Origin of the sequence: Paraburkholderia bengalensis, from assembly GCF_037126505.1 — a bacterium.
GTDB lineage: Bacteria > Pseudomonadota > Gammaproteobacteria > Burkholderiales > Burkholderiaceae > Paraburkholderia > Paraburkholderia bengalensis.
Window position 1 is genome coordinate 1 of record NZ_JACFYJ010000007.1, and the last position, 18,694, is coordinate 18,694.

General features: G+C 61.2%; 20 protein-coding genes. 19 read left to right on the plus strand and 1 reads right to left on the minus strand.

What is annotated here, in order from left to right; all coding sequences use genetic code 11:
* The 7 genes from H3V53_RS06485 to H3V53_RS06515 form a co-directional block, all read left to right on the plus strand.
* The coding region (locus tag H3V53_RS06485) for a DUF3597 family protein (RefSeq protein WP_336597259.1) at positions 1 to 219 on the plus strand (219 nt) is incomplete at its 5' end.
* A gap of 249 nt (positions 220 to 468) precedes the next feature.
* A complete protein-coding gene (locus tag H3V53_RS06490) occupies positions 469 to 1,044 on the plus strand; it encodes a YqgE/AlgH family protein (RefSeq protein WP_147234566.1) in 576 nt (191 codons plus the stop codon).
* Positions 1,041 to 1,481 (plus strand): Holliday junction resolvase RuvX, encoded by a 441-nt coding sequence (gene ruvX, locus H3V53_RS06495; RefSeq protein ID WP_336597260.1) that lies wholly within the window; start codon positions 1,041 to 1,043, stop codon positions 1,479 to 1,481. The genes H3V53_RS06490 and ruvX overlap by 4 nt, the downstream gene beginning before the upstream one ends.
* Positions 1,468 to 1,980 carry a bifunctional pyr operon transcriptional regulator/uracil phosphoribosyltransferase PyrR gene (gene pyrR, locus H3V53_RS06500; RefSeq protein WP_336597261.1) on the plus strand — a complete coding sequence of 171 codons (513 nt, stop codon included), beginning with the start codon at positions 1,468 to 1,470 and terminating at the stop codon, positions 1,978 to 1,980. The genes ruvX and pyrR overlap by 14 nt, the downstream gene beginning before the upstream one ends.
* Before the next feature lie 156 nt (positions 1,981 to 2,136).
* Complete coding sequence (locus H3V53_RS06505) at positions 2,137 to 3,177, plus strand: aspartate carbamoyltransferase catalytic subunit (protein ID WP_336597262.1); 1,041 nt, start codon at positions 2,137 to 2,139, stop codon at positions 3,175 to 3,177.
* Between the two features lie 52 nt (positions 3,178 to 3,229).
* On the plus strand, positions 3,230 to 4,507 hold the full coding sequence (locus tag H3V53_RS06510; protein WP_336597263.1) for a dihydroorotase: 1,278 nt from the start codon (positions 3,230 to 3,232) through the stop codon (positions 4,505 to 4,507).
* A 45-nt stretch (positions 4,508 to 4,552) separates the two neighbouring features.
* Positions 4,553 to 5,404 (plus strand): lysophospholipid acyltransferase family protein, encoded by an 852-nt coding sequence (locus H3V53_RS06515; RefSeq protein WP_336597369.1) that lies wholly within the window; start codon positions 4,553 to 4,555, stop codon positions 5,402 to 5,404.
* 44 nt (positions 5,405 to 5,448) lie between these two features.
* Here the strand turns inward: H3V53_RS06515 and H3V53_RS06520 are convergent, their stop codons facing one another.
* A complete protein-coding gene (locus H3V53_RS06520; protein ID WP_336597264.1) occupies positions 5,449 to 6,297 on the minus strand; it encodes a symmetrical bis(5'-nucleosyl)-tetraphosphatase in 849 nt (282 codons plus the stop codon).
* Between the two features lie 334 nt (positions 6,298 to 6,631).
* Between H3V53_RS06520 and H3V53_RS06525 the strand changes: the two genes are divergently transcribed.
* The 12 genes from H3V53_RS06525 (at position 6,632) to H3V53_RS06580 (ending at position 18,691) form a co-directional block, all read left to right on the plus strand.
* The gene (locus H3V53_RS06525; RefSeq protein ID WP_336597370.1) at positions 6,632 to 7,534 is read left to right on the plus strand and encodes an NAD-dependent epimerase/dehydratase family protein; all 903 of its coding nucleotides are present in this window, start codon (positions 6,632 to 6,634) and stop codon (positions 7,532 to 7,534) included.
* A gap of 198 nt (positions 7,535 to 7,732) precedes the next feature.
* Positions 7,733 to 8,794, plus strand: coding sequence for a dTDP-glucose 4,6-dehydratase (gene rfbB, locus H3V53_RS06530; protein WP_336597265.1), 1,062 nt, complete (start codon positions 7,733 to 7,735; stop codon positions 8,792 to 8,794).
* 10 nt (positions 8,795 to 8,804) lie between these two features.
* Positions 8,805 to 9,698: a glucose-1-phosphate thymidylyltransferase RfbA gene (gene rfbA, locus H3V53_RS06535; RefSeq protein WP_336597266.1), complete on the plus strand. Its 894-nt coding sequence runs from the start codon at positions 8,805 to 8,807 to the stop codon at positions 9,696 to 9,698.
* The gene (gene rfbC / locus H3V53_RS06540; RefSeq protein ID WP_336597267.1) at positions 9,683 to 10,234 is read left to right on the plus strand and encodes a dTDP-4-dehydrorhamnose 3,5-epimerase; all 552 of its coding nucleotides are present in this window, start codon (positions 9,683 to 9,685) and stop codon (positions 10,232 to 10,234) included. Before rfbA ends, rfbC begins: the two co-directional genes overlap by 16 nt.
* A gap of 9 nt (positions 10,235 to 10,243) precedes the next feature.
* Complete coding sequence (gene rfbD / locus H3V53_RS06545; RefSeq protein WP_336597268.1) at positions 10,244 to 11,137, plus strand: dTDP-4-dehydrorhamnose reductase; 894 nt, start codon at positions 10,244 to 10,246, stop codon at positions 11,135 to 11,137.
* 59 nt (positions 11,138 to 11,196) lie between these two features.
* Positions 11,197 to 12,117, plus strand: a complete 921-nt coding sequence (locus H3V53_RS06550) for a glycosyltransferase family 2 protein (protein ID WP_336597269.1) — start codon at positions 11,197 to 11,199, stop codon at positions 12,115 to 12,117.
* Between the two features lie 64 nt (positions 12,118 to 12,181).
* Positions 12,182 to 12,964, plus strand: coding sequence for an ABC transporter permease (locus H3V53_RS06555; RefSeq protein ID WP_336597270.1), 783 nt, complete (start codon positions 12,182 to 12,184; stop codon positions 12,962 to 12,964).
* Between the two features lie 11 nt (positions 12,965 to 12,975).
* Positions 12,976 to 13,722 (plus strand): ABC transporter ATP-binding protein, encoded by a 747-nt coding sequence (locus H3V53_RS06560; protein ID WP_336597271.1) that lies wholly within the window; start codon positions 12,976 to 12,978, stop codon positions 13,720 to 13,722.
* 158 nt (positions 13,723 to 13,880) lie between these two features.
* A complete protein-coding gene (locus H3V53_RS06565) occupies positions 13,881 to 15,182 on the plus strand; it encodes a rhamnosyltransferase WsaF family glycosyltransferase (RefSeq protein WP_336597272.1) in 1,302 nt (433 codons plus the stop codon).
* Entirely contained in the window at positions 15,182 to 16,348 is a 1,167-nt protein-coding gene (locus H3V53_RS06570; RefSeq protein ID WP_336597273.1) for a glycosyltransferase family protein, read from the plus strand. The genes H3V53_RS06565 and H3V53_RS06570 overlap by 1 nt, the downstream gene beginning before the upstream one ends.
* 62 nt (positions 16,349 to 16,410) lie before the next feature.
* Complete coding sequence (locus H3V53_RS06575; protein WP_336597274.1) at positions 16,411 to 17,319, plus strand: glycosyltransferase family 2 protein; 909 nt, start codon at positions 16,411 to 16,413, stop codon at positions 17,317 to 17,319.
* A 22-nt stretch (positions 17,320 to 17,341) separates the two neighbouring features.
* Positions 17,342 to 18,691 (plus strand): hypothetical protein, encoded by a 1,350-nt coding sequence (locus H3V53_RS06580; protein ID WP_336597275.1) that lies wholly within the window; start codon positions 17,342 to 17,344, stop codon positions 18,689 to 18,691.
* Positions 18,692 to 18,694: the final 3 nt, after the last annotated feature.

Here is an 18,694-nt window from a genome sequence, read left to right on the forward strand (position 1 = left end):
CTCGAGCACCGCAAAGCGCTGGCAGGCGAACTGAAGTACGGCGGCGACATGAACGATTCAGCGTCCATGAACATCTGGCTGCACAAGCAGTTGATCTCGAAGCCGCCGCAGAAGCGCTGCGCGCGATGCTGCACAAGGTCGCGGCGGGCGTCGCACCGCAGTCCGCGGCCGGCCGTTCTGGCTTCGTTGACGCGAGCAATCGAGCAGGGCGACGCCTGACGGACACGGACATGCCGCATCGGATGGCGAAGGGCGCCGGGCCTATGCCGCGAGCCGCCCGATAGCGCACGTTGCTCCTTCCCGGCAAGGCCAAAGCGCGTGATAGAGTGCAGGTTCATGGACTGCGGTTTTCGGGCCGCGCGCCGTTGCAGACAGGTCGCTGGCGGGTTTCCCCGTCGTGTTGCTGCACGATTTTCGGCGCATTGCGCAGCCCCGCAGTCGCGCACTGTCTTTGCTAAAATTCCACCTATGCCCAAGAGTAACGATCGCATCAATCTGACCAACCAGTTCCTGATCGCCATGCCCAACATGGCGGACCCCACGTTTTCAGGAACGGTGGTCTACCTTTGCGATCACAGCGAGCGCGGCGCGCTCGGCCTCGTCATCAACCGGCCGACCGACATTGATCTTCAGGCGCTCTTCAATCGCATCGATCTCAAGCTCGAGATCGAGCCCCTGTTGCATGTTCCCGTGTATTTCGGCGGCCCGGTGCAGACGGAACGCGGCTTCGTGCTGCATGACGCATCGGAGAGCAGCTATACGTCGTCGATGCAGGTACCGGGCGGGCTCGAAATGACCACCTCCAAAGACGTGCTCGAAGCCGTCGCGAGCGGCAAAGGGCCGGAGCGTTTTCTGCTGACGCTCGGCCATGCCGGATGGGGCGCGGGCCAGCTGGAAGATGAAATCTCGAAAAATGGCTGGCTCACGGTTCAGGCCGATCCGAAAATCGTGTTCGACGTCCCCGCCGAAGACCGCTTCGAAGCCGCGCTCGCGCTGCTCGGCATTTCGTCGTCGATGCTTTCCGGCGAAGCGGGGCACGCATGAGCGTTTTGGCCGGACGCGAAGCGACGCTGCTTGCGTTCGACTATGGCGAAAAGCGCATCGGCGTGGCCGTCGGCAATTCGCTCACGCGCAGCGCGCGGCCACTCGTGGTGGTGCAAAACCGCAGTCGCGAATATCGCTTCGAGGCCGTCGGCAAGCTGATCGACGAATGGAAGCCTGATGCCCTCGTCGTCGGCCTGCCGATGCATCCCGATGGCACGCCGCACGAACGAACCCAGCTCGCCAAACGCTTCGGCAACCAGTTGAACGGCCGCTTCAATCTGCCCGTCTCGTGGGTGGACGAGCGCTACTCGTCCGTCGAGGCGGAGGCGGGCATCCGCGCCGGCTCGCGCCAGGCCGGCATGCTCGACGCCGAAGCCGCGAGCATCATTCTTCAGCAATATCTGGACGGACTCTCCGACGATCATGAGCTCCATTGACGCCGAGGCGCTGTATCGCGCCGTGCTCGAGCAGATTCACGCCGCCTATGGCGACGCGCTGGGTGGCCAGGACGGCGCGGTGCTCGCGGGCATCTACAGCGGCGGCGCGTGGCTCGCCGAGCGTCTCGCCAAAGACCTGAACTTGCCGACCTTCGGCGTCGTCAATGTGGCGCTGCATCGCGACGACTATGCAAAGAAAGGGCTGCACACGCAGGCCAGTCCCACGTCGCTGCCGTTCGAGGTCGACAACCGCCGCATCGTGCTCGTCGACGACGTGCTGTACACGGGCCGCACCGTGCGCGCCGCCTTGAACGAGCTTTACGACTATGGACGTCCGGCGTCGGTGGAACTGGCCGTGCTCGCCGATCGCGGCGGGCGCGAATTGCCCGTCGCGGCGCGCTTTATCGGCGGCACGATCGACGTCCCCGCGCATTCGACGCTAGTGCTGACGCGCGACGGCGAGCGCTTCGCGTTTCACACCGAGCCTCGCGCGGATTGAGGCCGAGCGCGCCCGCATGCGTCGGCGCGCGCAAGGCTTCTCGTCCGGCGCGTGTGAAGGGCGCGAACGTACGCAAATGCGCACCCAGAAACGCAGAACCGCAGCATTGAACAGCTTCAGCACGACCCGCAGTCCAGGTCTGACTCAGGAATACGCATGAACACGCCCAACCCGGTTTCCCAAGGTTCCACCGATTCGACCGATAGCGCCGCGTCGACGGACCGTTTTCGCTACGGCTTCCTGAAGGGCAATCCGCAGCTCACGAAGAACGGCGAATTGAAGCATCTGTTGACCATCGAAGGCTTGCCGCGCGCGATCGTCACGCACATCCTCGATACGGCCGAGCAGTTCGTCAGCGTGACCGACCGCGAGGTGAAGAAGGTGCCGCTGTTGCGCGGCAAATCGGTGTTCAACCTGTTCTTCGAAAACTCGACGCGCACGCGCACCACGTTCGAGATCGCCGCCAAGCGGCTGTCGGCGGATGTGATCAACCTCAACATCAACGCTTCTTCAACGAGCAAGGGCGAGTCGCTGCTCGACACGATCAACAACCTGTCGGCGATGCATGCCGATATGTTCGTCGTGCGTCACGCGTCGAGCGGCGCGCCGTACCTGATCGCCGAGCATTGCGCGCCGCACGTGCATGTGATCAACGCCGGCGACGGCCGTCACGCGCACCCGACGCAAGGCCTGCTCGACATGTACACGATCCGCCATTACAAGCGCGATTTCACGAATCTGCGCGTGGCGATCGTCGGCGACATTCTGCATTCGCGCGTCGCGCGCTCCGACATTCACGCGCTCACCACGCTGGGCGTGCCCGAAGTGCGCGCAATCGGCCCGCGCACGCTGCTGCCCGGCGGCCTCGAACAGATGGGCGTGCGCGTGTTCCACAACCTCGACGAAGGGCTGAAAGACGTCGACGTGATCATCATGCTGCGCCTGCAGAACGAGCGGATGAGCGGCGCGTTGCTGCCGTCGGCGCAAGAGTACTTCAAGAGCTGGGGCCTCACGCCCGAGCGTCTCGCGCTCGCGAAGCCCGATGCGATTGTCATGCATCCGGGCCCGATGAATCGCGGCGTCGAAATCGATTCGCAGGTCGCGGACGGTCCGCAATCGGTGATTCTCAACCAGGTGACGTTTGGTATTGCGGTGCGCATGGCCGTGATGGGCATCGTCGCGGGCAATAACGACTGATTCGCGCGGTCCGCGCAACTTCATCAGGCATAGGCAGGGAAAAAGGCAGCGCATGAAGATTCATATTCAGGGCGGCACGCTGATCGATCCGGCAGCGGGCACGGAACAACAGCAGGACGTGTTCATCGCGGCGGGCAAGATCGTCGCGCTCGGCAGCGCGCCCGCCGATTTCAACCCGGCGAGAACCATTGACGCGAAGGGCCAGTATGTCGCGCCCGGTTTCGTCGATCTGTCGGCGCGGCTGCGCGAGCCCGGCTACGAGCACAAGGCGACGCTCGAATCTGAGATGGCGGCGGCGCTCGCGGGCGGCGTGACGAGTCTGGTCTGTCCGCCGGACACCGATCCCGTGCTCGACGAGCCGGGCCTCGTCGAGATGCTCAAGTTTCGCGCGCGCAATCTGAACCGCGCGCATGTTTATCCGCTCGGCGCGCTGACTGTCGGCCTCAAGGGGCAGGTGATCACCGAGATGGTCGAGTTAACGGAGTCCGGCTGCGTCGGCTTTTCGCAGGCCGATACGCCCATCGTCGATACGCAGGTGCTGCTGCGCGCGCTGCAGTACGCGAACACGTACGGCTACACAGTATGGCTGCGCCCGCAGGATGCGTATCTCGCGAAGGGCGGCGTCGCGGCGAGCGGTGCGCTCGCGTCGCGGCTCGGGCTGTCGGGCGTGCCTGTTTCGGCGGAAACGATCGCGCTGCATACGATCTTCGAACTCGTGCGCGTGACGGGCGCACGCGTGCATCTGTCGCATGTGTCGTCGGCGGCGGGCGTCGAGCTGATGCGCGCCGCGAAGGCGGAAGGCTTGCCCGTGACCTGCGACGTCACGGTCAATCACGTGCATCTGATCGATATCGACATCGGCTATTTCGACGCGCAGTTTCGGCTCGATCCCCCGCTGCGCTCGCAGCGCGATCGCGAAGCGATCCGGGCTGGCCTCGTGGACGGCACGATCGACGCGATCTGCTCCGACCACACACCCGTCGACGACGACGAAAAGCTGCTGCCGTTCGCCGAGGCGACGCCGGGCGCCACGGGCCTGGAACTGCTGCTGTCGCTGACGGTAAAGTGGGCCGACGAGGCCAACGTCCCGCTCGCGCAGGCGCTCAACCGCATCACGGCCGCGCCCGCCGACGTGCTCAAGCTGCCCGCCGGCCGCATCGAGCCGGGCGCGACGGCCGATCTGTGCGTGTTCGACCGGAACGCGCATTGGCGCATCGAGCCGCGCGCACTGAAGAGCCAGGGGCACAACACGCCGTTCCTTGGCTACGAACTGCCGGCGCGCGTGCGCGCGACGGTCGTGTCTGGGCAGATCGCCTTCGAGCAGCGCTGATCGCGCGGCGCAACCGTATTGGAAGACAAGCGGAAGAACTTCGACATGAAGCTCGCGTTACGCAAGGCTCGGCTGGTCGTGCATCTGCTGCACGGCATGTGGACGGTCTGGACACGATTTCCGCGCGCGACGCCACAGCAGCGTCTGGAACTGAATCGCGCGTGGTCGCTGCGGATGCTGCAGCTATGCGGCATGCGTCTCGTCGTGCACAACGACGGCGCGCGGCTCGACGAAGGCGTGCTGGTCGTCGCGAATCACATTTCGTGGATCGATATCTACGTGATCAATGCGTGGCGGCCGACGCCGTTCCTGTCCAAGGCCGAGATCCGCAAGTGGCCTGTGGTCGGCTGGTGCGCGCAGCAACTCGGCACCGTGTTCATCCAGCGCGAGAAGCGCAGCGATGCGAAGCGCATCATGCATGACCTCGCCAACCGGCTGAACGCGGGCGAACTGATGTGCGTGTTCCCGGAAGGCACGACGTCCGACGGCGTGCAGTTGCTGCCGTTCCACGCGAACATGTTCCAGGCGGCGGTATCGGCGTCGCGTCCCGTGCAGCCGGTGTGCCTGATGTACGAAGACGCGCAGGGCAGGCAGTCGACGGCGCCCGCGTATATCGGCGAGATGTCGCTTGGCCAGTCGCTCGATGCGCTGCTGCGCGGCGGTCCACTCACCGCGCATGTGTATGTCGGCGCGGCGCTCGCGCCCGGCGCCGACCGGCGCCTGCTGGCCGCCGAGGCACAGGCTTCTGTCGCCGCCGCGCTCGCCGCGTTGCAGGACCCCGAAGCGCATCGTTCGGGCCAGATCGTCGACCGCACGCAGGCATTCATCGACGCCGCCGCACGCCGTGCGGCACAACCGTCGCCGACTCCCGATGTCGATTTGACGCGCCACGCGTAGCGCGTCAGCCGCTTGTTGCGGAACTTGTGCGGAACTTGCCGCGCTCAGTTCACGACGGCGCGGCAGCCTTCGCATTCCACCTGCGTGACCGTGCGTTCGGCGGGCGATCGAGCCAGCCGGACGGCCGACAACTGCTCTCCCCACACGCAGCCCGAATCGAGCCCGATCAGGTTGTCGCGGACCGTCAGGCCGAGCGCGGCCCAGTGCCCGAACACGATCGTGATGTCCTCGGTCTTGCGCCCGGGCACGTCGAACCACGGCATGAAGCCAGAAGGCGCCGAGTCGACGCTTCCGCTTGACGAAAAATCCATCGCGCCGTCGGCGTTGCAAAAGCGCATCCGCGTAAGCGCCGTGCAGGTGATGCGCAGCCGGTCGATGCCCTTGAGGCTCGGTTTCCAGCGGCTCGGCTCGTTGCCGTACAGGCCCGCGAGCGTCTCTTTCCAGTTTGGCGCGCGCAATGCGCGCTGCAGTTCGTCGGCGAGTTCCAGCGTCAGTTGCACGTCCCACTGCGGCAGCACGCCTGCATGCACGAGCAGCATGCCGTTTTCGAAGTGAGCGAGCGGCCGGTGGCGAATCCAGTGCAGCAGGTCGTCGGCGTCGGGCGCCGAGAGAATTTCGTCGATCGTGTCGCCTTTCTTGGACTTTCTGATTCCCGCCGATACCGACAGCAGATGCAGATCGTGATTGCCGAGCACGGGCACCGCGCGCTCGCCGAACTCGACGATATCGCGCAGCGTCGCTAGCGATTCGCGGCCCCGGTTGATCAGGTCGCCGGCGAACCAGAGCGGCGCGTCGGCGGGCGGCGCAGCCTTCGCGAGCAGTTGCTGGAACTGGGTACGGCAGCCCTGCAGGTCACCGAAAGCGAGGGGAGCGGAAGGGGTGGAAGCGGTCATCGGGAAGAAGTGGTGTCCGGGGAGCGAGCTGCGAACGGTTGCGGCGCGGCGGGCATTCGCCCGGCGATCCGTCCGAAACGGCTGCGGCTGGCTGCATTGCACAACGCGACATGATAGCGCGCGTTCCGCGGCTACGTGTCGGCGAGCGTCGGCATGGTCAGACGTTTTCTGCACCAGCGCCGAGCGCGCAGAAATCGCCACGCAAGCGCGGAATTATTTTGATTTTTTTCGGACTTTTTGATCACTTTCTGACCGTCAAAATGCCTTTTCACGATTTGTCTGAAAAATCGGCGACCTTTGCGTGAAACGCAGTCAGATTACGGAGGAAAGCGGTTTGCGGCATCCGTCTGAGCCAGTCATCCATCGCGTACTTGTCACGGGGGCGAGCGGCTTCACGGGGGCTTACGTGCGACAGGAACTCGCCGACGCGGGCTACGAAGTCATCGGCACGACGGCGGGCGAGCCGCAGGCGGGCGAACGCGCGCTCGACATCACGTCGCTGTCCGACTGCCGACGCCTGATCGGCGAACTGAAACCCGCGTTCATCGTCCATCTCGCGGCGATCAGCTTCGTCGCGCACGACGATCCGTTGGAAATGTACAACGTCAACGTGATCGGCACGACGAACTTGCTGCAGGCGTGCATCGACGTCGGACACGAGCCGCGCAAGATCCTGATCGCGAGCAGCGCGAATATCTACGGCAATGCCGAAGGCGTCGTCGACGAGGACACGGCCCCCGCGCCTGTCAATCACTACGCGGCGAGCAAGCTGGCGATGGAGCACCTCGTGCGGACGTGGTTCGACCGGCTGCCGATCGTTGTCACACGGCCTTTCAATTACACAGGGCGCGGGCAGTCCGAGCGATTCCTGGTGCCGAAAATCGTTTCCCATTTTGTCCGTCGACGGCCCGTTATCGAGCTAGGAAATATCGACGTCGCGCGCGATTTTTCCGATGTGCGGATGGTGTCGCAGGCGTATCGGGCGTTGCTCGAGGCGCCTGTCGCGGGCGAAGTGCTCAATGTTTGCAGCGGCAGTCCACGCACCCTCACGGAGATTCTTGAGATCGCGCGAGAAGTATCGGGGCACGATATCGAGGTGCGCGTCAATCCCGCTTTCGTCCGTCAAAACGAAGTCAAAATGCTGGTCGGCTCCGCGGAGCGTCTGAATCGCGTCGTGCCGGAGATGCCTGCCATCGATCTGAAAGACACCATCGGCTGGATGCTTTCTCTTGCTTGATTGACGAACTGCATCAGATTGTTAGTGCTCTGGTGTTTCTCATCGACACCTTTATAATGGCCGGTTACGTACCCACGTGCGCCCATGTGACTCCGGTCAGTTTTGCCGGCGGGTCTGGCCAATCAGGCAATAATTACCTGTCGCCGCCGCTGCGCCGCGTCCGGCCACTCGGCCAAGATAATCTCTAGAAGGAATCCCATGATCCTGGTAACGGGCGGTGCCGGCTTTATTGGCGCCAATTTCGTGCTTGAATGGTTGAATGCCTCCGACGAGCCGGTCCTGAATTTGGACAAGCTCACCTATGCAGGCAACCTGGGCACGTTGAAATCTCAACAGGATAATCCTCGTCATGTGTTCGTTCGCGCCGACATCTGCGATCGTGACACGCTGGACAGACTCTTCGCCGAACACAAGCCGCGCGCCGTGCTGCATTTCGCGGCCGAAAGCCACGTCGACCGCTCTATCCATGGGCCGGCCGATTTCGTGCAGACCAACGTGGTCGGCACCTTCACGCTGCTCGAAGCGGCCCGATCGTACTGGAACACGTTGAACGATGCAGACAAAGCGGCATTTCGCTTCCTGCACGTATCGACGGATGAAGTGTTCGGCTCGCTGTCGGCCACCGACCCGCAATTCTCCGAAACCACGCCGTACGCGCCGAACAGCCCCTATTCGGCCACGAAGGCGGGATCGGACCATCTGGTGCGCGCGTATCACCACACGTACGGCTTGCCCGTGTTGACGACCAACTGCTCGAACAACTACGGACCGTATCAGTTCCCCGAAAAGCTCATCCCGCTGATGATCGCCAATGCGCTCGCGGGCAAGCCGCTGCCCGTCTACGGCGACGGTCAAAACGTGCGCGACTGGCTGTATGTCGGCGACCACTGCAGCGCGATCCGCGAAGTGCTGGCGCGCGGCGTGCCGGGTGAGACATATAACGTCGGCGGCTGGAACGAGAAGAAGAACCTCGAAGTCGTGCATACGCTGTGCGATCTGCTCGACCAGAAGCGTCCGAAAGCGCAGGGCTCGTATCGCGACCAGATCACCTACGTGACGGACCGTCCGGGCCACGACCGCCGTTATGCGATCGACGCTCGCAAGCTCGAACGCGAACTCGGCTGGAAGCCCGCCGAAACATTCGAAACGGGCCTCGCGAAGACCGTCCAGTGGTATCTCGACAATCAGGAATGGGTCGACGAAGTCGCTTCGGGCGAGTACCGCAAGTGGGTCGAAACGAACTACGCGCAGCGCGCGTAAGGGCGGAACGATGGCACGCAAGGGCATTATTCTCGCCGGCGGCTCGGGCACGCGTCTCTATCCAATTACGCACGTCGTCTCGAAGCAGCTGCTTCCGGTCTACGACAAGCCGATGATCTATTACCCGCTGTCGACGCTGATGATCGCCGGCATCCGCGATGTGCTGATCATCTCGACGCCGCAGGATACGCCGCGTTTCGAGGCGATGCTCGGCGACGGCGCGCAGTGGGGCATGAATATCCAGTACGCCGTGCAGCCGTCGCCCGATGGTCTCGCGCAGGCGTTCATCATTGGCCGTGAATTCGTCGGCAATGATCCGTCGGCGCTGATTCTCGGCGACAACATCTTTTATGGGCACGACCTCGCCAAGCAGCTCGAGCGCGCCAATGCACAAACGGATGGCGCAACGGTCTTCGCGTACCACGTGCATGATCCCGAGCGATATGGCGTGGTCGAGTTCGACGAGTCGTTCCGCGCGCTGTCCATCGAAGAGAAGCCCGCGAAACCGCGGTCGAACTACGCGGTCACGGGGCTCTACTTCTACGATAACGACGTTTGCAACGTCGCTGCCGACATCAAACCGTCCGCGCGCGGCGAGCTGGAAATCACGGACGTGAACTCGCGCTATCTCGCGCAAAAGAAGCTGGATGTCGAGATCATGGGGCGCGGGTACGCGTGGCTCGATACGGGCACGCATGATTCCCTGATCGAGGCGGCCACGTTCATCGCTACGTTGCAGAAGCGGCAGGGTCTCGTCGTCGCCTGTCCTGAAGAGATTGCATTCAGGCGTAAGTGGATCAACGAGGAACAATTGCTCCGTCTGGCGTCCCCGCTCGCGAAAAACGCCTACGGGCAATATCTGCTGAATCTCTCGAAGGACAAAGTTGCATGGCCATCCAGGTAACCAGTACGTCGCTGCCAGAAGTCAAAATTATTGAGCCGAAAGTGTTCGGTGATGCACGCGGTTTTTTCTCCGAGAGCTTCAACGCGCGGGAATTTGCCGAGAAGGTGCAGGCGGGCGTCGAGTTCGTCCAGGATAATCATTCGCGTTCCGCGAAGGGCGTGCTGCGCGGGCTTCACTATCAGATCCAGCATGCGCAGGGCAAGCTCGTGCGCGTGGTCGAGGGCGAGGTGTTCGATGTCGCCGTCGACGTCCGCCGCAGTTCGCCTAACTTCGGCAAGTGGGAAGGTCTGATCCTGTCTGCGGAAAACCATCGTCAGTTGTGGGTTCCGCCGGGATTCGCGCACGGTTTCGTCGTGCTGTCGGAGTCGGCGCAGTTCCTCTACAAGACCACTGACTACTGGTTCCCGGAGCACGAGCGCAGCATCGTCTGGAATGACCCGGAAATCGGTATCGAATGGCCGATCGACTTCGAGCCCATGCTTGCCGCGAAGGATGCGGCCGGCAAGCGCCTGAGCGAAGCCGAAGTGTTTGCTTGAGGCATTCCGATGAGCATGCAACCGACCATCCTCGTCACCGGAGTCAACGGACAAGTTGGCTTTGAACTCGTCCGTACGCTGCAGGGTCTTGGCCGCGTCGTTGCACTCGACCGCGCGGCGCTCGATCTGGCCGATCTTGCGCAAATCCGCTCGACGGTGCGTGAGCTGAAGCCGTCGGTGATCGTCAATCCCGCCGCGTACACGGCGGTGGACAAGGCGGAAACCGAAGTCGACGCCGCGATGCGTCTGAACGGGGAAGCGCCAGGCGTTCTGGCCGAGGAAGCGGCACGAAGCGGTGCCGTGCTGATTCACTATTCGACCGACTATGTCTTCAACGGCACGGGCAGCACGCCTTACGCCGAAGACGACGCGACCGATCCGCAGAACGTCTACGGCAAAAGCAAGCTCGCGGGTGAGCAGGCTATCGCCGCATCCGGCTGCGCGCATCTGATCCTGCGTACCAGCTGGGTGTATGGCACGCGCGGAAAGAACTTTCTTCTGACAATGCTGAAGCTGGGCGCAGAGCGGCCGGAACTGCGGGTCGTCGCCGATCAGATCGGTGCGCCCACGTGGTCCAACACCATTGCAACCTCGACGTCGCATATCGTCGCGCAGGGTTTGGCGGCCAACGGTATCGACTGGTGGCGCGAGCGATCGGGCATTTATCACCTGACGGCGGCCGGCGAAACGTCATGGCATGGTTTCGCGAAAGCGATTCTCGACATGGCGATGGGCGATAAAGCGCCGAAGGTGATTCCGATTGGCGCGAGCGACTACCCGGTTCCTGCGAAGCGGCCGGCCAATTCGCGGATGTCGCACCGCAAGCTGTCCGAGACGTTCGGGCTTGTCTTGCCGGATTGGCAAGACGCGTTGCGTCTTTGTATGGCCGATCGATGTGCATAGTTCGCGTTCACGATTCGCGCGAGACTTGCGCTCCCATTTTTCTAAAGTGATCTCCCCTCATGAGTTTGGGTGATCGGGTTACCTCGTCGAGTAGCGCGTCGACGGGAATCGTTGTCGTGTTCTATCGACCCGACGCCGCTTGCGTGCGTCGGGCGAATCGTTACGCCAATGCGGGGCTCTGCGTTGTCGTCGACAACACCGAGCAGTCGCAGACGGCCGAACAGCTCGGCCTCGACAAGCGGATCGTGTACGTCGCGAACGGGGCGAATCTGGGCATCGCGACGGGCATCAATCAGGGCGTCGACGTGCTCCTGAAGGCGGGGTGCACGAGCGCACTGATATTCGACCAGGATAGCGAGCCGACCAGTCTGCTGCTGGAGACGCTGCCGCAGTTGCTTGATGAAGAAAAGCACCAGCGCGGCCGGGTTGCGTTGATCGGCCCGGCTTACGAGGACGCGCGTCTTGGCGGCGTGGCGCCGTTCGTTCGCTTCGGGTATCTGAGACTGCAGCGCGTTGCACCCGTTGGCACGCGGCCACTTGAGATCGATTTCCTGATCAGTTCGGGGTCGTGCATCAATCTGGCCGCCTGGCACGAAATTGGCCCGATGGACGATGCCTTGTTCATCGATTTCGTCGATCTGGAATGGTGTGTAAGGGCGCGGGCGAGAGGGTATGCGGTGCTTGGCGCGCCGGGCCTGCGGCTCGCGCACGAACTGGGCGGCGAGCCGGTGCGGGTTTTCGGCCGGCAGTATCCGAGCCATAGTCCGCTGCGACATTATTATCTCTTCCGGAACGCAGTTGCCTTAATCAAACGAAGCTATATTCCCTGGACCTGGAAGTCTACGGAGCTCGTCAAGTTTCCGTTTCGGCTGGCAATTTATGGATTGTTCCTGGAGCCGCGTCTCAGCCATCTGAGAATGGCGTTCACAGGAATCTGGCATGGCCTGACAGGCCGCATGGGGCGGCTGGATCGCTCATGACGACGGGCGAAGCGCCCTGGGGTTGGGCCTCCTTTTTTCAACGCAAAAGTTTAAAAGTCCGTAAATGTACAATCTGGCACTTTCTGATTTGAAGCAAAGCCTCGCCTCCTGGCGGCTTTGGACACTTCTTGGTTGGCTCGAAGTGCGGCAACGCTACGCGCGTTCGCGGGTAGGCCCGTTCTGGCTCACGATCAGCACGGGCGTGATGATCGGTTCGATCGGCATCGTGTACGGCACGCTCTTCGGCGTGAAGATGAGCGACTATCTGCCTTACCTCGCCGTCAGCCTCGTGCTGTGGACCGCGTTTTCCGCGACGGTTCTCGAGGGCAGCACCGCGTACATCAGCAGCGGCCAGTACATCCGGCAGGCGGCGACGCCCAAGCTCATCTTCGTGTTGCAGGTTGCGTGGCGCAATCTTGTCATCCTCGCGCATAACTTTCTGATCGTGCTGCTGCTGATGGTGTTTTTCGGCGTCAAGAGCTGGGAAACGCTGCCCGTCTTTATTCCCGCCTTGTTGCTGTACATGATCAACGCGCTGTGGATTGCCATGGTCGCTGGGCTGCTGTCCGCACGTTTTCGCGATTTGCCGCAAATCATCGCGGCGCTGATGCAGATTGCGTTTTACGTCACGCCCATCATTTACCGTCCGAATTCGCTGACCCATTATTCGTTCATCGTCGAACTGAATCCGCTTGCGCATCTGATTGAACTGGTTCGCGCGCCGCTGATCGGAGAATTCCCGAGTGCGATGACGTGGGGTGTAGCGGGCGGTCTCGCCGTGGTCGGCTGGGTCGTGGCGCTCACGTTGACGGGGCGCTTTCTGAAACGCATTCCGTATTGGGTCTAAGAGGGCACATCATGGCGTACATTGAACTCAAAGGCACGACGCTCGATCTGCCCATCTACGATGTACAGGCGCGGTCGCTGAAGAAGCAGGTCATGCGCATGGGTCGGCGCAATTCGATCGCCGAGAGCAACGACGGCGTGATCGTCGTCCGTGCGCTCGATAACGTCGATCTGCGTTTCGAAAGCGGTGATCGCGTCGGTCTGATCGGCCACAACGGTGCGGGCAAATCCACGCTGCTCCGGTTGATGGCGGGCATTTACTCGCCAACGTATGGAACGGTCGAAAGCGACGGAAAAGTCGTGCCGCTGCTCGATATCAGTCTCGGCATGGACGAAAACTCGACGGGCATGCAGAACATTCGTCTGCGAGGTCTGTTGCTCGGCATGACGGATGCGGAGATTCGTGAGAAGCAGCAGTCGATCGCGGAGTTCTGCGAACTCGGCGACTATCTCGATCTGCCGCTCAGAACCTATTCGAGCGGGATGCGCGTGCGATTGGGTTTTGCCATTTCGACTGCGGTCGACGCCGAAATTCTCTTGCTTGACGAAGTGATGGGCGTAGGCGATGCGTCGTTCATGCATAAGGCAGAACAACGTCTCGCAGATCTTCACAGCCGTGCTGAGATCGTCGTGCTGGCCATGCACTCGAATTCGGAAATTCGGAAGGTATGCAACAAGACGCTCTGGATGGAGCGGGGGCACGTCCGGGCGTTCGGGCCGACGGAAGAGGTCGTCTCGCAGTACGAAGCGCAGTTTTGAGCGCAAAGTGATGTTTGAAAACGAAGGCTGAGAAAGAAGCGGTATTCGCGCTTCAGCCTTCGATGCTGTGGAATCGAATCACCGAAGTCGATGGTGAACGATAGTCGGTCGAAATAAAATGACGAGTGCCGCGCAACGGCATGCAACGAGGACTTCCAATGATTGATCGTGCGTACAGGGCCTACTGCTACTGGAAAAGCCATGGGACTTCGGCGTTGCGGCAGATTGTCTACCGGAAGTTGGCCACGAAGCTCCAGGCTTCGTCGAATGCATCGGGCGAGGGCAGAGAGCGGGGACCGAGAAGCGTGCAGCAACTGTACCGCAAGCATTTCGAGTCGCTTGCGCCGTTGCTGACGTATTCGATTCCTGCATCCGGTGTCCGGCGCGTCAGTATCGTGACGGACAGCGTCTCGAGCGGCAGCCTGTTCGGCGGAGTCGGGACCGCGCTGATCTTCTCGGCCCTGCTCGCCAATGAACTCGATGCGCAACTGCGAATCGTCACGCGCACCCAGCGTGCGCAACCTCAAAACATCGATCATATTCTCTCGTTGTACGGCATCAAGCTGAAGCACGAAGTGCAGTTCAAGTTTGCCGCATTCTTCGATCAGAAATATGAACTCGACATCAAAGAGGGAGATCTCTTCGTCACGACGTCGTGGTGGACGACTGCAGCGACTTTGCCCAGCGTACCGCACGAATCGATCATTTATCTATTGCAGGAAGATGAGCGGATGTTTTATGCGTTTAGCGACGAGCGCGTCAAATGCGAAGACACGTTGCGCAACACGAACATCCGTTTTCTGATCAACACCAAACTCCTGTTCGATCATTTTGCGTCGGACGGTCTCAGCAATATTGCCGCGAAGGGAACATGGTTCGAGCCGGCTTTTCCCGCCACCATTTTTCATCCGCGCATCAAGCAGCCGTCGCAAAAGAAGCGTTTCTTCTTTTATGCGCGGCCGAATAACGGACGCAATCTTTTCTATCTCGGGATCGAAGTCATCGAGCGGGCGATCGCTGAAAAGGTGCTGGATACGTCGGAATGGGATGTGTGTCTGGTGGGCAAGGACATACCCGCCGTGGTCTTCGACGGTGGCTATGTGCCTCAGAAGTTCGAGAATCTCACGTGGTCCCAGTACGCCGATCTCGCAGGCACGATCGATGTTGGCCTGAGCCTGATGAGCACGCCGCACCCGAGTTATCCCCCGCTGGATCTGGCCGCAAGCGGCGCGGTCGTGGTGACCAATCGCTTCGCCAACAAGACGGACTTGTCCAGCTATTCGTCGAATCTGATTTGCGCGGACCTCGATCGTGATGCGCTGGTTGAAGCGCTGCGATCCGCCGTGACATTGGCGGCGAACCAGCCATTGCGCGAGCAGAACTTCCGTAACAACGGACTTGCTGGTGATTGGCAGCAAGCATTCGGCAAGATCATCAAGCAGCTGTCCGAAGAACTCTAATGTTTAAAGTCGATATCGCTCCAAAGGCCTATTCGGACCCGTGGATTCTGCCGTTGAGCGAACGTGTGAGGATGCTCGCGCGCGGCAAGCGGCGGGTTGCCTACTTCTACGAAGAGCCGAATAACAGCACGTTTCGTTACCGCGCCTATAACATGGCGCAGGTGTTGAACCACGGCGAGAGCGAGGATGTATCGGCGAGCTTTTTCTTTCTTCAGGACTGGGCGCGAATCGACGAGATAGCCGATCTCGCGGATGTGCTGGTGATCTGCCGATCGCGCTACTGTCATCGCATCAATCAGCTCGTGATGAAGTTCCGGCTTCGGGGCAAGCGCGTGCTGTTCGATATCGACGATTTCGTTTTCGATTCGAGCTATGCGCACCTGATCATGAACACGCTCGACGAAGACGTTCGCGACGCCGGCCGTTGGGATTACTGGTTCTCGTACATTGGCCGCCTCGGCACAGCATTGAAAATGTGCGACGGCGCCATTACGACGAACGATTTTCTGGCCGGCAAAATTGCAGCATTCTCCGGTTTGCCGGTGAGCGTGGTGCCGAACTTCATGAACAAGGAGCAAATCGAGTATTCCGATGCGCTCTTTCAACATAAGCAGGCCACAGGGTTCGCGCGCGACGACAAGATTCACCTTGGCTATTTCAGCGGTTCGCCGTCGCACAAGCTCGACTACGCGATCATCGTTCCCGCCATCGAGGCGTTGCTCGCGTCAGATCCGAGAATCGAACTGATGGTGGTCGGCTATATCGAGGCCGGTCCGGCGCTCAGCAAATTCGGCGACCGGGTCAAGCGTCAGCCGTTTCACGATTACGTCAACTTGCAGCGCCTGATCAGTACTGTCGAGTTCAATCTGATGCCGTTGCAGTCCAATGACTTCACGAATTGCAAATCGGAACTCAAGTATTTCGAGGCGGCCGTCGTCGGGACGATGAGCGTCGCGTCGCCTTCGTACACCTACGCCGGCGCGATCCGGGACGGCGATAACGGCTATCTCGCGCAGGCGCAGCAATGGTTGACGGTGATCGAGCGCGCGATCGACGATAGTGCCAGATGGCCCGCGCTGATCGAAAGCGGTCGAGAAGACGCGCGTTCGAAATACGGCTGGTTCAATCAGCGCGATGTAATTCTCGCCGCGCTGCAGTTCGACTGACGCGGCGGACGCACCAAACGGACGCGTGTCGCGCAACCCGTGCAGATATGAATGAATCTTCGATGTCCGCTGTTGCGGGAGTGGTGACCGTAGTCGTCACCTATCAGCCAGATTCGACGCGTTTCGGTGCGCTGCTTAAGGCCATTACACCGCAGACGGAACATGTCGTCGTGGTCGACAATGGTTCAGCGCAGGATGTGGCCGGTCTTGTCACGGGACTGGGCATTACCTCCGTTCGCGTGATATCGCTGGAAAAAAACCTTGGAATTGCGGCTGCCCACAATGTCGGTATTGCATGGGCGCGCACGCAAGGCGCGAAGTACGTGTTGCTCATGGACCAGGATAGCGAGCCCGATCGTGGGATGGTGGCCGCGCTGAAGTCGGCGCATGAGGATCTCGTGGCGGCGGGCAACAAGGTGGCAGCCGTCGGGCCCCGCAGCAGGGATCGTCAGACGGGACGTTTAGCGCCGCATGTGCGCTTCGGAGGGCTGCGTTTCGCGCCTGTCGGGTGCGAGCCGGGCCAGCCGTTCGTCATGACCGATCTTTTGATTTCGTCGGGATCGTTGATCTCGATTGAGGTGCTCGACGCTGTCGGCGCGATGGATGAGCAGCTGTTCATCGACCAGGTCGATACAGAATGGGTGCTGCGGGCACGCGCCAAGGGCTATATGGCGTGGGGCCATTGCGCGGCGGCGATGGCGCACTCCCTTGGCGAATCGCGCCGCAGGGTTTGGCTTGGTCGCTGGCGAGAAGTCCCGCTGCATAAGCCATTTCGCTACTATTTCATGATTCGCAACAGCATGCTGCTGCAGCGGCGCAGCTATCCGTGCTGGGCCTGGAGACGTCTGGATACGATACGCCTGCTGCAAATGGTGGTGTTCGTGACCCTGTTCCATCCGCAGCGGTTGCTCGCGTTGGGCAAGATGCTGCACGGGTTGCGGGACGGCGTCCGGATGCGCAACGCCAGATGAGGCGTGCCATTGAGTTGCAGCTATGATGTCCAACGCCGGAAAGCGTCAACCCGCCTGCCAGAACGATAACAAACCATCGATATGCGACAGCGGTTTCCACCAGTGGATGCCATTGCGTGATCGAGAGAGAAGAACCCGGAGAGTGTGGTCCGTCGATATGTTTCTCAATACGTTGATTTCGTCGCTGCGTCGAGCGGCCCGACGCGTGATCGCGCCGTCGCGCATCCCTGGATCGGCTAACGGTGGCCGCAACGGAAACGGCAGCCGGTCTCGTTCTTCCGAAGACCGCAGGATCATCGAGCAGTCTGGGCTGTTCGATGCGGCGTTCTACCGGCAGACGTATCCCGATGTGGCCAACGCTGGCATTGATCCCCTCAAGCACTACGTCGAATGGGGCGGAAAAGAGGGCCGCCGGCCGAGTCCCTCGTTCGATCCGCGCTGGTACACCACGCAATATTCGGACGTTCTGCCAAGCGGCCTTCATCCGCTGGTTCACTATCTGACGATCGGCCGAAACGAGGGAAGGCGTTGCGGTCTTGATGCGCGAGTATTTGCAACGGTCGGCAAGATGTACGAGGAGGCGGGCGCTTTGGAGCCCGCTGTCGCGCTCGATCCGGCATTGGCCTCGCCGCACCTTCTCGGCATTCATGGCGGCGGGCAACATTGGCCGGCACTTCGTGCGTGGCGTGCATTGTTCGAATCGCTGGAGCATCCGTTTCGCTGCATCGTTTTTGTTGCCGATCCGCTTCACGCAGAGATGACGGAAATTGCCCTCGATGCCGCACACGCTGCAATTGAAGCGCACGGTGCGGACTCGACGCTCATCGTGTTCACTGACGATGAGCGAGCGAACAAGGATCACGCAGCGGGCGTTCATACGCGTTGCCTGTCGAACTTCGGAGAACCGCTGACGCGAGCGGAACGGGCATCGATCGTAGAGAAACTGATTCTTTCGGTTCGACCCAAGGCCGTTCTCAATATCGACAGTGCTGCATGTTGGGACACGATAGTGCGAAAAGGCGGCGCGCTTCAATCGGCGACCGATCTATATGCGTACCTTTATGGCAGCGACGGCGGCGTGGGCAGTCGCGCGAATGACTTTGCACACACTCACTTTCGCGAGGGTCTTCCGTTCTTGCGCAAAGTGTATGTAGAGAGCCTTCAATTCCAGGAAAGTGTGGCATCCGAATATGGTTTGCCTCCCTCACTGAAAAGCCGTCTCGTGCCGCTGCATTCACCCAGTCGTGCGGCTAAGGCTGTCGCCGATAACGATGCGGCCAGTTCTGCGCATGTGATCGAAGCGGATAAAGCAGATCGCTCGCGGGCAGCGATCATGAATACGCTGCAGGCGTCTCCCTCTTTTATCGATTGAAGC

Excerpts from the sequence above, each read along its gene's own strand:
- H3V53_RS06490 (WP_147234566.1), top strand. The coding sequence starts at position 469 with ATGCCCAAGAGTAACGATCGCATCAATCTGACCAACCAGTTCCTGATC.
- ruvX (WP_336597260.1), top strand. The coding sequence starts at position 1,041 with ATGAGCGTTTTGGCCGGACGCGAAGCGACGCTGCTTGCGTTCGACTAT.
- pyrR (WP_336597261.1), top strand. The coding sequence starts at position 1,468 with ATGAGCTCCATTGACGCCGAGGCGCTGTATCGCGCCGTGCTCGAGCAG.
- H3V53_RS06505 (WP_336597262.1), top strand. The coding sequence starts at position 2,137 with ATGAACACGCCCAACCCGGTTTCCCAAGGTTCCACCGATTCGACCGAT.
- H3V53_RS06510 (WP_336597263.1), top strand. The coding sequence starts at position 3,230 with ATGAAGATTCATATTCAGGGCGGCACGCTGATCGATCCGGCAGCGGGC.
- H3V53_RS06515 (WP_336597369.1), top strand. The coding sequence starts at position 4,553 with ATGAAGCTCGCGTTACGCAAGGCTCGGCTGGTCGTGCATCTGCTGCAC.
- H3V53_RS06520 (WP_336597264.1), bottom strand. The coding sequence starts at position 6,297 with ATGACCGCTTCCACCCCTTCCGCTCCCCTCGCTTTCGGTGACCTGCAG.
- rfbB (WP_336597265.1), top strand. The coding sequence starts at position 7,733 with ATGATCCTGGTAACGGGCGGTGCCGGCTTTATTGGCGCCAATTTCGTG.
- rfbA (WP_336597266.1), top strand. The coding sequence starts at position 8,805 with ATGGCACGCAAGGGCATTATTCTCGCCGGCGGCTCGGGCACGCGTCTC.
- rfbC (WP_336597267.1), top strand. The coding sequence starts at position 9,683 with ATGGCCATCCAGGTAACCAGTACGTCGCTGCCAGAAGTCAAAATTATT.
- rfbD (WP_336597268.1), top strand. The coding sequence starts at position 10,244 with ATGAGCATGCAACCGACCATCCTCGTCACCGGAGTCAACGGACAAGTT.
- H3V53_RS06550 (WP_336597269.1), top strand. The coding sequence starts at position 11,197 with ATGAGTTTGGGTGATCGGGTTACCTCGTCGAGTAGCGCGTCGACGGGA.
- H3V53_RS06555 (WP_336597270.1), top strand. The coding sequence starts at position 12,182 with ATGTACAATCTGGCACTTTCTGATTTGAAGCAAAGCCTCGCCTCCTGG.
- H3V53_RS06560 (WP_336597271.1), top strand. The coding sequence starts at position 12,976 with ATGGCGTACATTGAACTCAAAGGCACGACGCTCGATCTGCCCATCTAC.
- H3V53_RS06565 (WP_336597272.1), top strand. The coding sequence starts at position 13,881 with ATGATTGATCGTGCGTACAGGGCCTACTGCTACTGGAAAAGCCATGGG.
- H3V53_RS06570 (WP_336597273.1), top strand. The coding sequence starts at position 15,182 with ATGTTTAAAGTCGATATCGCTCCAAAGGCCTATTCGGACCCGTGGATT.
- H3V53_RS06575 (WP_336597274.1), top strand. The coding sequence starts at position 16,411 with ATGTCCGCTGTTGCGGGAGTGGTGACCGTAGTCGTCACCTATCAGCCA.
- H3V53_RS06580 (WP_336597275.1), top strand. The coding sequence starts at position 17,342 with ATGATGTCCAACGCCGGAAAGCGTCAACCCGCCTGCCAGAACGATAAC.